Below are 13032 nucleotides of genomic sequence, written 5' to 3'. Positions count from 1 at the left end.
GCTATTCCAAGGTCGTCCCAGCGCCGGAGCTTTTGGCTCAACGTCGCCGTTGAAGCCTAGATAGGAATGCGAGATCGGCTTCGCAAGGGGGGCAAAGGGGCCCTATTTCGAGCCCATTACTGGTTCGGGACTTCCCGGATCACCGGGCCCCGCGGCGTTGGCGCCACCGGGGTCATGGGCACCGCGGCGGTCGGAGCCGGCTCGACCTTGGCCGGCTTGGGGGGCTTGCCGTACTGCCCGATCGGCCCGAAGACGACGGCGACCGCCAGCACGACCGCCGCGACGATCGCGCCAAAAATGCCACCTACCGACTCAGACGACATGAAAGCCTATCCCTGCTCCAGATAGATCCAATGATACCATGGATCAGCGCGGTGCCGGAAGGGCCGAAGAAGGGCGAATGGCGAATCGCGAATGACGTAACCCGGGCTTGCTCTAGTCGCTATTCGCCACCTCCCATTCCCTACTTCGCCGGCGGCCTGTGCTTGACGAAAGCGGTCACGATGTCCTTCTGCGCCGCCTCCACCGCCTTGTTCGCGGTCGCGAGATGGGCGCCGGATTCGATGTTCGGGTATTGCGAGGTGAGATAGTCGAGCAGCGCCACCCGGTAGTATTGCCGCTCCGACGGGCAGGCTCCGGCGACCGAGCGGCCGAACTCCTGCTCCGACAGGCCCTGATTGCTGTCGCGCGAATACTCCCGCGCCAGACAATGCCAGTAATCGTCGCGGCCCTGCATGGCGAGCTTCTGCGCGCCTTTGGTGCCGTCATCATCCGCCAGAGCAGAATGGGTCATGGCGGCAGATGTCATCGCGACGAGCACCACCCCGAGCATCAGCATCCGCATCTTGTTCTCCTTCTTTTCTCTTGCTGTCGACAGTCTCCTCGAACCGACAATAACACTGCCTATGAGCTACAGAAGAAAGTCAGGGCACGATCTGCGCGACCCTGGTATTTCCACGCGGACATTTGGTGGGTGCACCAAGGGGCGAAGCTCTGCCCCGGAACGCCGCGCGTCAAGAGTTCCTCCGCTGCCGGGCGCTCGCCAGCAGCACCAGCATGAAGGAAGCCGCGGTCATCAGCGTCGAGATCGCGGCAATCGTGGGATCGATCTCATCTCGGAGCGCGGTGAACATGCGCTTGGTCAGCGGTTGGTACTGGCCACCGGAGATGAACAGCGCGACGATGGTCTCGTCCATCGCGGAAATGAAGGCGAAGATGCCGCCGGCTACGACACTGGATTTGATCTGCGGCAGCGTCACCGCGAAAAAGCTGCGCAGGCGGTTCATGCCGAGGCTGCGCGCGACCATCTCCTGCGCGGCGTCGAAGCTTTGCAAGCCCGCCAGCACGGAGATCACGACATAGGGCAACCCCAGCATCACGTTCGCCAGCACGAGGCCCGGCATGGTCGCGACCAGGCCGACCCTGGCATAGACGAAGAAGATGCCGACTGCGGTGATGATGATCGGCACCACCAGCGGCAGCAGCAGTGCCATATGAATGAAACGCATGATCCGCAGTTTCGACTGGCTGATGGCATAGGCCGCAGCCACGCCGAACGGGGTCGCGATCACCACGGTCGACAGCGCGACCGTCAGCGTCACCCGCGTCGCCTGCATCCAAGCTGGGTTGCCAAAATATTGCTGGTACCAGCGCGTCGAGAACGACGGCGGCGGGAACGTCAGGAAGCGCGCGCTGGAAAACGAGATCGGCGCGATGATCAGCACAGGCAGGATCAGATAGACCAGCACCAGCGCGCTGATCATGTAGAGGGCAATCCGAGCGGGCGAGAGGCGTATCATTTCTGCCCCAGCACACGATCGAGCGGAATGAAGCGGCTGACCATAAAGAAGATGGCGAGCACGCTGAGGAGCAGCACCACCGCGACCGCGCTGGCGGCGCCAAACTGGTTGTAGAGCTCGACATTGCGGCTCACCAGCATCGACACCATCACCGTGCGTCCGCCGCCGAGCAGCTCCGGCGTGATGTAGAAGCCCAGGCAAAGCACGAACACCATGGTGCAGCCGGCGAGCACGCCCGGAAGCGACAGCGGCAGGAACACGCGAAAGAAAGTCAGCGACGGGCTCGCGCCCAGGCTGGCGCCGGCCTGCATCAGATCGCTCGGAATCTTCTGCATGGTGGCATAGAGCGGCAGCACCATGAAGGGCAGCAGGATGTGCACGGTCGCCACCACCGTGCCGAGAGTGTTGTGGACCAGCGCCAGCGGCTCGGAGATCACATCGAGATAGCGCAGGAACTGATTGATAACACCGGTGCGTTGGAGCAGGGCCAGCCAGGCATAGGCACGCACCAGCACGGACGTCCAGAACGGCAACACGACCAGCGACAGGATGAGAATGCTGCATCCCTTCGGCACGGAATTGGCGAGGTAGGCAACGGGATAGCCGAGCAGTAGTGCGATGACGGTAACCGCGAAACTGATCTCGAAGGTCAGCGCAAAGCTGCGCCAGTAGATGTCCTCGGTGAAGACGCGGAGATAGTTCTCCAGCGTGAAGCCGTCATGGTAGATCGACTGCCAGGCGAGCCAGCCGACCGGCAGCACGATCAGCGCCAGGATCACCAGCAGCGCCGGCGACACCAGTGCCAGCATCAGGCCGTGCTCGCGGCGCTGATGCTTTTGGGAGGGATCCGGCACGGATGTCGCCACGGCTGACCTCGCTTACTTCTGCATGAAGGATGCCCAACGCTTCTCGGCGGCTTCGCCCGCGGGCGAGGACCACCAGGCGTAGGACATCAGCGCCTGCTTGGCCGCATTGACGGGCTCGCTCGGCAATTGCGCCGCGCGTTCCGGCTTGATCACGCTGGTCTCGAACGCCTTGGGATTGCCCGGGCCGTAATCGATGTTGAGCGGCAGATTGGCCTGGTGCACAGGATCGACGGCTTCATTCAGGAACTTGACCGCGGTGTCGAGATTCGGCGCGCCCTTGAGGATGCAGAGCGAGGTGCTCTGCAGGATGCCCTGGTTGTAGGTGAAGGCGACCTTGGCGCCCTCCTTGGCCACCGCGCTGACGCGGCCGTTCCAGGCCATCTCCATATCGACCTCGCCGTCATTGAGCAGTTGCGCCGACTGCGCGCCGGAGGTCCACCACACCGTGATGTTCGGCTTGATCTCCTCCAGCTTCTTGAAGGCGCGATCGACGTCGAGCGGGTAGAGCTTGTCAGGCGCGACGCCGTCGGCCATCAGCGCGGCCTCGAGGGTCGCGATCGGATGGTTGCGCAGCGCGCGGCGGCCCGGGAACTTCTTGACGTCCCAGAAATCGGCCCAGCTGTTCGGCGCGTCCTTCGGAAAGGTCTTTTGGCTGTAGGCCAGAACGCTGGAATAGAATTCGTAGGAGACCGAATAGGGGCTGCGATAGGCCTCCGGCATCGCCGCGGCGTTCGGCATTTTCGCGAAGTCGAGCTTCTCGATCAGCCCCTGCTCTCCGCCGCGCAGGCAATAGCCGGTCGGAGTATCGACGACATCCCAGATCGGCTTGCCACTGCCGACCTGGGTCTTGATCGCGGGCCAGGCGTCCGGAATGGAATCCTGGTTGATGGTGATGCCGAGCTTCTTGGCTGAAGGATCGAGAATCGCCACCGTCTGCGCCTCTTGATAGGCGCCGCCTTGCGAGACGAAAGTGATCTGCTCGGCGGCATCAGCCGCGCTGATCCATCCGATTGCGCCGACCAGCCCACAACCCAGTCCAATAGTCCGCCTCATATTCATCCTCGCCTCCTCCAAAGATATCTTCACCGACCGATCGCATCGAGAAACTGATACCAGCCGGCGACCATGCGCACGGCGGGCTCACGCAGCGGATAGAAAGGAATGGTCTTCATGCACCGCGCGTCGAGCAGGCCGACGTTGGGCGTCTCGCCGCGCACGAAAGCGGCCAGATAGCGGCCCATCAGGCTTGACATCGCAACTCCGGCGCCGTTGTAGCCCACCGAGAACAGCGTGCGCTCGTCGAGCCGGCCGATATGCGGCACCGAGTCCAGCGTCATGGCAACGAGGCCCGACCATTTGTATTCGAGCGGGATATCGGCGAGATCCGGGAAGATGCCGACCATCGCCTTGCGCAAGGCGTCGAACGCGGCTTGCGAATCCTGCCTGCCGAAGGCGCCGCGGCCGCCGAAGATCACGCGGTTGTCGACCATGCGAAACCAGCGCATCATGCGTTTGGTCTCGGTATAGGTGCGCCCCGTCGGCATCAGCTTTCCGGCGAGATTGCGCGGCAGCTTCTCGGTGGCGACCAGGGCGCTGCGGAACGGGATCAGCGTGCGTTGCAGATGTACGGTGGCGCCGGTCAGATCCGAATAGCTGTTGGTAGCGATAATCGCCTGCTTGGCACGCACTGCGCCTCGTGGCGTCTCGGCGACGATACCCTCCTTCTCGCGCCGAAGCTTGATGACCGGCGACTCCTGAAAGATCGGCACGCCGCGGCGCGCCACGCCATCGGCAAGCCCGCGCAGATAGTTCAGCGGATGGATGCCGCCCGAGCCGGGATTGAGCACGCCGCCGACAAAGACGCCGGAGCCGGTCTCTTCGCACACTCCGTGCTTGTCGAGGATGCGGACTTCGGCAGAGCCCATCTCGCGCGTCATCCAGTTGGCTTCGTCGATCGCGGCCTTCAGCGTCGTCTCGTTGTGGGCAGCCTTGACCTGGCCGGTGCGGGTGAGGTTCGCGCCGGTCATGCCGAATTCGGAGACGAGCTCCTCGACCATGTCGGTCGATTCATGCGCGATCTCGTACATGCGCTTTGCCATGGCGCGGCCGTGCATGGCATCGATCTCGCGGAACGAGAGGCGGAATTTCGCGGTGATCACGCCGCCATTGCGTCCGCTCGCGCCCCAGCCCGGGCGATTGGCCTCGATCACGATGGGGCTGAGCCCGCTTTTGGCGACGTGGTGCGCGGCGGAGAGGCCCGTGTAGCCGGCACCGATGATCACCACATCCGCTTGTTGCTCGCCGGAGAGCACGGGAAAGTCGCGTGCCGGCTCCGCCGTGGCTTCCCACAGCGAGTTGGCCGATGGCAGCACGCTCCAGTCCCGTGTCATGCCCGCGCTCACGGATTTATGACGCGGGGCCAATGGCGGCGTCGGCAAGCGCCTTCAGCGTCGGATAATGGAAGTCCGGCTTGGTCAGCGCCTCTACGGCGGGCGTGCCCCCGAAGCCGGCAATGCCCTGGCGGCGCTCGATCCAGCACACCTTGTAGCCAAGTTTTCGCGCGATCCCGATGTCATGATACTGGCTCTGCGCCACGTGCAGGATGTCGGACTGCTTGTAGCCGAACGCGGATTGCCGGCCCTTGTTATAGGCGAAGAATTCCGGGTTGGGCTTCGCCACGCCAGTGTCGTCGGCGCAAACGGTGTCGTCGAACGGATTGCCGAGCGCATGCGCGTAGCAGGACAGCGCGACGCGGTCGGCATTGGTCATCGCCACGAGACGGAATTTCGTGCGCAGCCGCTTCAGCGCCTCGACCGAATCCACGAACGGCCCCCAGCGCAGCACCGAGAGCTGGAACACGTCGCAGGATGCATCATCAGCCGGCAGTCCGAGCTCGGTCGCGAGATGGCGATAGACGTGGAACATCGCTTCGCTGGAGCGCTCGTAATGCTTGTCGCGGCCACGCTTGTAGGGCTCGAATATCTGCTCGTCGCTGAGCTCGGCCGCCTTCTTGCCTCCGATCTTGCGCACGGCTTCGAGCACACCGGTTTCGAAATCGATCAAGGTGCCGACGACGTCGAAGGTGAGAACCTTGAAATTGCTGAACGCGGCTTGGGTCGACATGTTCTTCTTCTCTCAGGTTTGCGACAGGGATTCAGTCCACCCGGGGCACGACGATGGTGTCCTCGGGGTGAAGGGTGACGGTGAGGCTGCCGCCGAGCGGCGGGATCCGGCTATAGGCCTGGTGATAGCTGGGCTGGCGCAGGCTGAGCGTGATGCCGCCGGCCAGCGCCAGGAAGATGCGCAGGCTCTCGCCCTGGTAGACGGTGTCGGTGACTGTCCCAGTCAGGCGATTGCAGGCGGCGTCTTGTGCGCCGTCGTCGATTAGGAGCTTTTCACTGTGCACGGCGAGCATCAGGGCGTCACCGTCAGGAATGCGCCGAGCGCTGCGCAGCAAGGCGTTGCCGAGCGCGACGCTGGACGCATCGACGCGGCGGACCGGCAGCATTGTCGCCTCGCCGATGAAACTCGCGACAAAGGAATCGGCGGGATGATCGTGCAGCTGCTCGGGTTTGTCGATCTGGACCAGGCGGCCGTCCCTCATCACGGCGACGCGGTCGCTCATCGTGAGCGCTTCGCGCTGGTCATGGGTGACGTATATGATGGTGGCCTGGATGCGCTTGTGCAGCGCGCGCAACTCGATCTGCATGGATTCGCGCAGCTGCTTGTCGAGCGCGGAAAGCGGCTCATCCATCAGGATCAGCCGCGGCTCGAAGATCATGGCGCGCGCGAGCGCCACGCGCTGGCGCTGGCCGCCGGAGAGCTGGGCGATGCCGCGCTCCTCGTAGCCGGCAAGGCCGACCATCGACAACGCCGCGCGCACCTTGTCGGGCCAGCTCGCTTTCGGCAAACGGCGCGCACGCAGGGGAAAGGCAACATTCTCGCCGACGCTCATATGCGGGAACAGCGCGTAGTTCTGGAACACGACGCCGATGTCGCGCTTGTGCGGCGGCATGTAAGTGACATCGCGGCCGCCGAACAGGATGGTGCCTGACGTCGGCAGGATGAAGCCGCCCAGAATGCCGAGCAGCGTGGTCTTGCCGGAACCGGACGGACCGAGCAGCGAGACGAACTCGCCGGCGGCAACATTGAGGGACACATGGTCGAGGGCGCGAACGGCGCCATATGACTTGCTCGCGGACCTGATCTCGACGCTTTCCGCTCGTTTGTCCAACGATCGACCTCGCCATGTCCCTCGACGGCGTGCCTCGCTGCGCGCCATAAGCTTGCTTTATAGACACCGATTTTGGGCACGCACGGTTGCAGCGTGCAGTGCACCTAATCCTCGCTCGCGAACCTAGCCTTTAAGCTCGCGATGCCGATGACAACAGACTTGCCGAAAACCGGCAATTGCCAAATTCTCACGGCGCTCATAACATGGTGTTATGCCCGAGCTGCGCCGGATGCTGCCCTCAAGTAACGCCCTGTTCGTCTTCGACGCAGCGGCGCGCAATGGCAGCTTCACGGCTGCCGCCGCCGAACTGAATGTCACGCAGCCGGCAGTGAGCCGCATGCTCGGGCAATTCGAGGAGCATCTCGGCGTGCGCCTGTTCGACCGCAAGGCGGGACGCGCGGTGCTCACCGAAGAAGGCGAGCTGCTCTATCGCCGCGTGCTCGAAGGATTTCGCAGCATCGAGACCGGCCTCACCGAGATCGAGCGCCGTCGCAAGGGCACCGAGACCGTGACACTGTCGGTCTCCTCCGCCTTCACCACGCACTGGCTGATGCCGCGCATCGACAAGCTGCAGAGGCAGTTTCCGCAGGTCGATTTGCGCTTCCAACTCATCTCCGGCGCACTGCGCGGAGCCGTGGAGAACGTCGATCTTGGCATGCGCTTCCGCGACCGCGACGAGCCGTCCTCCGGCGGCACATTGGTGATGAAGGAAGTCATGCTGCCGATGTGCAGCCCGGGCTATCTCGGCGAGGCTGATCCCGCCGAAGGCAATACCATCATCCGCCTCGCGGAGACGCCGGACGACTGGGCTGCAGATTACGCCTCGCTCCTTACCGGACGCCGCGGCGCGGCCAAAGCGCTAAGCTTGACCGACTATGCGGTCGTGGTGCAGGCCGCGCTGCTCGGCCAGGGCATTGCGCTCGGCTGGCTGACCGTGGCCTCTCACTGGCTCCTAACCGGGGCGCTGGTGCCCGCCTCCGACACACTCGCCACGACGCGCCGTATCTGCGAATTCCTGCCGCCGCGCAACCGGCCGATGCGCCCCGTCGCCGCCGAGATCCGCGACTGGATCATCGCGCAGATGAAGATCGAGATCGCCGCGCTTGACCGTCTCTATCCGAAGCTCGGGTTGATGTCGGCGTGCTATTGATGGTTTGGGGGAGTCGCAACTGGCCAATCACTTCCGGTTTGAATAGGATACGCCCTTCCCCTTCCTGTCGATGCGAGATCCCCCGTGGCCAAAGCAAAAACCGCGTCCAAAAAATCCGGCAACATCTACATCGGCATCGGCGGCTGGACCTTCGAGCCCTGGCGCGGCGTGTTCTACCCGGAGAAGCTGACGCAGGCGAAGGAACTGTCCTACGCGGCCTCCAAGCTGACCTCGATCGAGATCAACGGCACCTATTACGGCTCGCAGAAGCCGGAAAGCTTTCGCAAATGGGCGAGCGAAGTCCCCGATAGTTTTGTGTTCTCGGTGAAGGGACCGCGCTTTGCCACCAATCGCCGCGTGCTGGCCGAGGCCGGCGATTCCATCAAGCGGTTCTATGATTCCGGCGTACTGGAACTCGGCGATCATCTGGGACCGGTGCTGTGGCAGTTCGCGCCCACCAAGAAGTTCGACGGTGCCGATTTCGGCAAGTTCCTGGAGCTGCTGCCGCGCAAGCTCGAGGGGCGCGCACTGCGCCATGTGGTGGAGGTGCGCCACGACAGTTTCTGCACGCCTGACTTCATCGCGCTGATCCGCGAGTTCGAGACGCCGGTCGTGTTCGCCGAGCATGGCAAGTATCCGGCGATCGCCGATGTCGCCGGTGATTTCGTCTATGCGCGCTTGCAAAAGGGCAATGACGAGATCAAGACCTGCTACCCGCCGAAGCAGCTCGACGCCTGGGCCGCGCGCTTCCAGGCCTGGGCTGAGGGAAGTGAACCCGACGACCTGCCGAAGGTTGACAAGACCAAGCCGAAGAAGGAACTGCGCGACGTGTTCGCCTATGTCATCCACGAGGGCAAGGTGCGCGCACCGCACGGCGCCATGGAACTGATCGCGCGAGTGAGCTGAGGAGCTAGCGCCTATGATGCATGCGGTTAGGAGCACTACAGCCTCCGCACGTCATGGCCGGGCTTGTCCCGGCCATCCACGGCCTTGCACCGCCGCACAAAGAACGTGGATGCCCGGGACAAGCCCGGGCATGACGCCCCCCCTTTTCATTGCCTGAGGTGCCTTATGGCCAAGGCAAAAAAGCTCTTCACCATCGGCTATGAGCAGACGCCACCCAAGGCCGTGCTGGACGAACTGGAGCAGGCCGGCATCAAGCTCGTCGTCGACGTGCGCGCGGTGACGTCGTCGCGGCGGCCCGGCTTTTCCAAGAAACAGTTGGCCGCGGGGCTGGATGAGCGCGGCATCGCCTATGTTCATCTGGCAGCGCTAGGCACGCCGAAGGAAGGCCGCCTCGCGGCCCGCAGCGGCCAATACGACGTGCTGGAGAAGATTTTCTCCAAGCACCTGAAGACGCCCGAGGCCAGGGAACAGATGGATGAGCTCTCGGCGCTGGTGAAGAAGGCGGGTCCCGTCTGCCTGCTCTGCTACGAGCGCGATCATACCCATTGCCACCGCCAGATGATCGCGGAGATCATCGAGGAGCGCGACGGGGTGGCAGTGAAGAATCTGGCGGGGCGGCAGGTGTAGCCCGCATTCGAGGCACATGCCGGATCATACAACGGTCTAGCAGTAGCCGTCATCCTGAGGTGGCCGCTTCTTCAGCGGCCCTCGAAGGACGACGGCGTGGCGACGCGGCGGCACCTTGACCGTTCATCCTTCGAGGCTCGCAAGCGCTCGCACCTCAGGATGACGGATCTAGCACGGGCGCGCACTGCGGGCCGACAGTGACCGGCGAGGAGAGCCTACCCCTCCCCCGCCAGCCTGAACGTCCCCTCCATCATCTGCACACAGGCACCGCCGACATGCGCGGAGACGATCTTGCCGTCCTGCTTCACGACGCGCGTCTGGAGGATGCTGGGGCGGCCCATGTCAAAGCCCTGGCCGATCGTGAGCTTCAGCTCGCCATCCCTGACAGGATCGAGATCGGCGAACAGCGCGGCAGCCGCGACCGTTGCGCTGCCGGTGGCGGGATCCTCGGTGAGGCCGCTGGCGCCGCGCATGAACATGCGCGCCTGCCGCTCGCATGGCGACTCAGTTGAAGGCACGTCGCGCGTATAGAACCACACCGAGCGGGCGCCATCGCGCGGCAGAATCTTGCCGTAGGCCGCAGCATCCGGCCGGGCCCGCTTCAGCGCCTCGCGCGAATGCAGCTCCATCACCAGAAATGCGTTTCCGACGGTGACCACATGCGGTGCGTGGTTGTCGGTCTTGATGTCATCTGCATTGAGTGAAATGCAGCTTGCGGCTTCAGCCGGTGACAGCGGCGCATACCGCGCGAGCGGCTGCGGCGCGGTGAGCTCGGTCCTGATCACCCTTCCCTGCTCTCGCACGATATCGACCGGCACGAGGCCGGCTTTCTCCTCGAACATCAGGCGCGGCTTCGGCTCCTTCGCCATCGAGGCCAGCACGAAGGCGGTGCCGACATTGGGGTGGCCGGCGAACGCAATCTCCAGCACCGGCGTGAAGATGCGCACCTCGGCATCGTTGGCCTTGTCGCGCGGCGGCAGCACGAAGGTCGTCTCGGAATAGTTGAACTCGGTCGCGATCGCCTGCATCTGCTGCGTCGACAGCCCGGCGGCATCGAGCACCACGGCGAGCTGGTTGCCGCCGAAGGCGCGGTCGGTGAACACGTCGACGGTGACGTAGCGGCGCTGCATGGCATGTCCTCACGCAAATGGCGGCCGCAAACTGGCCGCCTCGCGCAGCACTCTACAAGCGCAAAACATCATCAGTCATGCCCCAAAATTGAGTGCAATCGGAGCAATCGCTGCGCGTGTCAGAAGCGGAAGAGCGGCCGCGGCGAGGACAGCACTTGCACGCGTTCGCGCTCGTCGGCGATGAGGGTGTCGAGGAATTGGCGGTTCTTCGCGTAGGTCTGCGTTGCCTCGAACTGCGTGTGCGGCCAGTCGCTGCCCCACAGCAGGCGATCGAGACCATAGGCACTGCGCAGCAGCGGATAGGCCTCCTTGGCAAAGCTCTCGCCGGCCGGGCCGTTGCGATACGGCGCAGAGATCTTGACCCACACGTTCCGCGTCGCCCCTAACTTCAGCACGGACTGAAAGCCGGGATCCGAGACGCCGAGCTTGGGATCCGGCAGCGCATAGTGATCGAGCACCACGGTGACGCCGAGATCGAGCAGCTGCGGGGTGAGCACGGCGAGATCGGACGCGTTGCGCTGGATCTCGACCTGCCAACCCATCGCCTTCACGTTAGCGAGCAGCGCCTTCCATTCGCTTGCCGCAAGGTCGGGCAAGGATTGACCGACGAGATTGAGGCGGATGCCGACGATACCGGCTTTGTCGAGCGCGCGCAGCTCGTCCGCGGTGACCGCGGGATCGACCACCGCAATGCCGCGCAGGCGGCCGCCGGTCTGTTTCAGGCAGTCGACCAGATAGGAATTGTCGGTGCCGAGAAAGCTTGGCTGCACCAGCACGCCATTGGTCATGCCGTTGTGATCGAGCTGCTCGAGATAGAGCGACAGCGGCGCGTCGTAGTCGGGCGCATAGCGCCGGCCCGGCGCGAGCTTGAGACCGCGGTGAAACACATGCGCGTGGGTATCGATGACAGGCAAGGCCGTCTCACTCATGGCTCGGGTTGCCGGTGCCATCGCGAGGGACACGAGGCCCACGCCGAACTGGCGGCGCGAAAGGCCGCGCTGGAAGATTGTCATGGTGGCTTCTCCTCATTCGTGGTCAGGCGCGCGTTGCCGCTGGCACCTCGAACACCTTGCCGCGGGTTTCGGGCAGCAGCAGCACCGCGATCAGCACCAGCGCATAGGCAAAGGCCGCATCGATGCCGATCGCGGGACCGAGGCCGATGCGATCACTGAGGAAGCCGACCAGGAAAGGGAACGCAGCGGAGACGACGCGGCCGAAATTGTAGCAGAAGCCGACCCCGGTGCCGCGCACGCCCGCGGGATAGAGCTCGCTGAACAGCGCCGCCATGCTCGCTGGAATGCCGGCCGCAAAGAAGCCGAGCGGAAATCCGAGTACCAGCATCTGGTTGTTGGTCAGCGGTGCAAAGATATAGACCAACACGGTGACGATGCAGGCGGCTGCGAAAAAGGCGACATTGGCGCGGCGGCCGACGCGGTCGCTGATGATGCCGCTCGCGACACAGCCGCAGAAGAAGGCGACGATGATGACGGCAAGATAGAAGCTGGAGCCGAGCACCGACAGGTGCCGGACCTCTCGCAGGAATGTCGGCAGGAACGTCGTGAGCGCGGCATAGCCGCCATGGGCGCCGATGCCGAACAGACCGCCGACCAGCGTCGAGCGCAGCACGTCGCGATGGAAGATCCCCGATAGCGTGGCGAGGAACGGCGCCTCTGCATCCTTTGCAATGGCACGCGGCGGCTCCTTCAGCCCGCGGCGGATGAAGATGATGAGCAGTGCCGGCAACAGCCCGATCGCAAACAGGATCCGCCAGGCGATCTCAGCCGGCGCATAGGTGAAGACCAGTGCGGACAGCAGCACCGCCGCGCCCCAGCCGACCGCCCAGGCGCTCTGCACGGTGCCAAGCGCCTTGCCGCGATGCTCGGGGCGGATGATCTCCGCCATCAGCACCGCGCCGCAGGCCCATTCGGCGCCGAAGCCGAGGCCCTGGACCGCCTTGAGCACCAGGAGCTGGGCGTAGCTCATCGCGAATGCCGACGCGAAGGTTGCAAGCGCAAAGGTCGCGACCGTGATCTGGAGCGCCTTAACGCGACCGAAGCGATCGCCGAGCGCGCCACCAAGCCAGCCGCCGAACGCGCCGAAGAACAGGGTGACCGAGCCGAGCAATCCGGCATCCGCCTTGCTGATGCCGAAAGCCGCGATCAGCGCGGGGATGGCGAGGCCGAACATCTGGACATCGAGCGCATCCAGCGCCCAGCCGCCAAAGCTTGCCCAGAACGTGCGCCGCTCCAGCGGCGAGCTCTCACTGTACCAGTTCGACATGTTTCCTACCCCTGTACGCGTTATTGTTTGATGTCGTTGA

General features: G+C 64.1%; 14 protein-coding genes. 3 read left to right on the top strand and 11 right to left on the bottom strand.

Going from position 1 to position 13032, the window contains the following annotated elements; all coding sequences use genetic code 11:
* Positions 1-116 precede the first annotated feature (116 nt).
* The 8 genes from XH89_RS13160 to XH89_RS13125 all read right to left on the bottom strand — a co-directional run bounded on the left by XH89_RS13160 (position 117) and on the right by XH89_RS13125 (position 6899).
* Positions 117-323, bottom strand: coding sequence for a hypothetical protein (locus XH89_RS13160; RefSeq protein ID WP_194467464.1), 207 nt, complete (start codon positions 321-323; stop codon positions 117-119).
* Between the two features lie 140 nt (positions 324-463).
* Positions 464-844: a hypothetical protein gene (locus XH89_RS13155; protein WP_194467463.1), complete on the bottom strand. Its 381-nt coding sequence runs from the start codon at positions 842-844 to the stop codon at positions 464-466.
* 169 nt (positions 845-1013) lie between these two features.
* Positions 1014-1799: an ABC transporter permease gene (locus XH89_RS13150; protein ID WP_194467462.1), complete on the bottom strand. Its 786-nt coding sequence runs from the start codon at positions 1797-1799 to the stop codon at positions 1014-1016.
* Entirely contained in the window at positions 1796-2608 is an 813-nt protein-coding gene (locus XH89_RS13145; RefSeq protein WP_194468467.1) for an ABC transporter permease, read from the bottom strand. The genes XH89_RS13150 and XH89_RS13145 overlap by 4 nt, the downstream gene beginning before the upstream one ends.
* A gap of 69 nt (positions 2609-2677) precedes the next feature.
* Positions 2678-3724: an ABC transporter substrate-binding protein gene (locus XH89_RS13140; RefSeq protein WP_194467461.1), complete on the bottom strand. Its 1047-nt coding sequence runs from the start codon at positions 3722-3724 to the stop codon at positions 2678-2680.
* Between the two features lie 23 nt (positions 3725-3747).
* On the bottom strand, positions 3748-5055 hold the full coding sequence (locus tag XH89_RS13135) for an FAD-binding oxidoreductase (protein WP_194467460.1): 1308 nt from the start codon (positions 5053-5055) through the stop codon (positions 3748-3750).
* A 16-nt stretch (positions 5056-5071) separates the two neighbouring features.
* Positions 5072-5788: an HAD family hydrolase gene (locus XH89_RS13130; RefSeq protein ID WP_194467459.1), complete on the bottom strand. Its 717-nt coding sequence runs from the start codon at positions 5786-5788 to the stop codon at positions 5072-5074.
* A 31-nt stretch (positions 5789-5819) separates the two neighbouring features.
* On the bottom strand, positions 5820-6899 hold the full coding sequence (locus XH89_RS13125) for an ABC transporter ATP-binding protein (protein WP_194467458.1): 1080 nt from the start codon (positions 6897-6899) through the stop codon (positions 5820-5822).
* A gap of 211 nt (positions 6900-7110) precedes the next feature.
* Here XH89_RS13125 and XH89_RS13120 point away from each other — a divergent pair, with 211 nt between their 5' ends.
* From XH89_RS13120 to XH89_RS13110, 3 genes are all read left to right on the top strand, one after another.
* On the top strand, positions 7111-8049 hold the full coding sequence (locus tag XH89_RS13120; RefSeq protein WP_194467457.1) for a LysR family transcriptional regulator: 939 nt from the start codon (positions 7111-7113) through the stop codon (positions 8047-8049).
* A gap of 84 nt (positions 8050-8133) precedes the next feature.
* Positions 8134-8955: a DUF72 domain-containing protein gene (locus XH89_RS13115; protein WP_194467456.1), complete on the top strand. Its 822-nt coding sequence runs from the start codon at positions 8134-8136 to the stop codon at positions 8953-8955.
* Between the two features lie 165 nt (positions 8956-9120).
* Complete coding sequence (locus tag XH89_RS13110; RefSeq protein WP_194467455.1) at positions 9121-9582, top strand: DUF488 family protein; 462 nt, start codon at positions 9121-9123, stop codon at positions 9580-9582.
* A gap of 215 nt (positions 9583-9797) precedes the next feature.
* Here XH89_RS13110 and XH89_RS13105 read toward each other — a convergent pair whose 3' ends face one another.
* The 3 genes from XH89_RS13105 to XH89_RS13095 all read right to left on the bottom strand — a co-directional run bounded on the left by XH89_RS13105 (position 9798) and on the right by XH89_RS13095 (position 12992).
* Entirely contained in the window at positions 9798-10712 is a 915-nt protein-coding gene (locus XH89_RS13105) for a PhzF family phenazine biosynthesis protein (protein WP_194467454.1), read from the bottom strand.
* Positions 10713-10831: 119 nt separating this feature from the next.
* Positions 10832-11725: an amidohydrolase gene (locus XH89_RS13100; RefSeq protein WP_194467453.1), complete on the bottom strand. Its 894-nt coding sequence runs from the start codon at positions 11723-11725 to the stop codon at positions 10832-10834.
* Positions 11726-11747: 22 nt separating this feature from the next.
* Positions 11748-12992, bottom strand: coding sequence for an MFS transporter (locus XH89_RS13095; RefSeq protein ID WP_194467452.1), 1245 nt, complete (start codon positions 12990-12992; stop codon positions 11748-11750).
* Positions 12993-13032 lie beyond the last annotated feature (40 nt).

It is taken from the genome of Bradyrhizobium sp. CCBAU 53340, from assembly GCF_015291645.1.
Classification (GTDB): domain Bacteria; phylum Pseudomonadota; class Alphaproteobacteria; order Rhizobiales; family Xanthobacteraceae; genus Bradyrhizobium.
The sequence above is the reverse complement of the archived record's forward strand: the minus strand, read 5'-3'. Positions and strand labels throughout refer to the sequence as shown.

What these genes read in the sequence shown, in the direction of transcription:
- XH89_RS13100 (WP_194467453.1), bottom strand. Translation starts at nt 11,725, where the DNA reads ATGACAATCTTCCAGCGCGGCCTTTCGCGCCGCCAGTTCGGCGTGGGC.
- XH89_RS13110 (WP_194467455.1), top strand. Translation starts at nt 9,121, where the DNA reads ATGGCCAAGGCAAAAAAGCTCTTCACCATCGGCTATGAGCAGACGCCA.
- XH89_RS13130 (WP_194467459.1), bottom strand. Translation starts at nt 5,788, where the DNA reads ATGTCGACCCAAGCCGCGTTCAGCAATTTCAAGGTTCTCACCTTCGAC.
- XH89_RS13095 (WP_194467452.1), bottom strand. Translation starts at nt 12,992, where the DNA reads ATGTCGAACTGGTACAGTGAGAGCTCGCCGCTGGAGCGGCGCACGTTC.
- XH89_RS13140 (WP_194467461.1), bottom strand. Translation starts at nt 3,724, where the DNA reads ATGAATATGAGGCGGACTATTGGACTGGGTTGTGGGCTGGTCGGCGCA.
- XH89_RS13120 (WP_194467457.1), top strand. Translation starts at nt 7,111, where the DNA reads ATGCCCGAGCTGCGCCGGATGCTGCCCTCAAGTAACGCCCTGTTCGTC.
- XH89_RS13135 (WP_194467460.1), bottom strand. Translation starts at nt 5,055, where the DNA reads ATGACACGGGACTGGAGCGTGCTGCCATCGGCCAACTCGCTGTGGGAA.
- XH89_RS13105 (WP_194467454.1), bottom strand. Translation starts at nt 10,712, where the DNA reads ATGCAGCGCCGCTACGTCACCGTCGACGTGTTCACCGACCGCGCCTTC.
- XH89_RS13155 (WP_194467463.1), bottom strand. Translation starts at nt 844, where the DNA reads ATGCGGATGCTGATGCTCGGGGTGGTGCTCGTCGCGATGACATCTGCC.
- XH89_RS13145 (WP_194468467.1), bottom strand. Translation starts at nt 2,608, where the DNA reads ATGCTGGCACTGGTGTCGCCGGCGCTGCTGGTGATCCTGGCGCTGATC.
- XH89_RS13160 (WP_194467464.1), bottom strand. Translation starts at nt 323, where the DNA reads ATGTCGTCTGAGTCGGTAGGTGGCATTTTTGGCGCGATCGTCGCGGCG.
- XH89_RS13150 (WP_194467462.1), bottom strand. Translation starts at nt 1,799, where the DNA reads ATGATACGCCTCTCGCCCGCTCGGATTGCCCTCTACATGATCAGCGCG.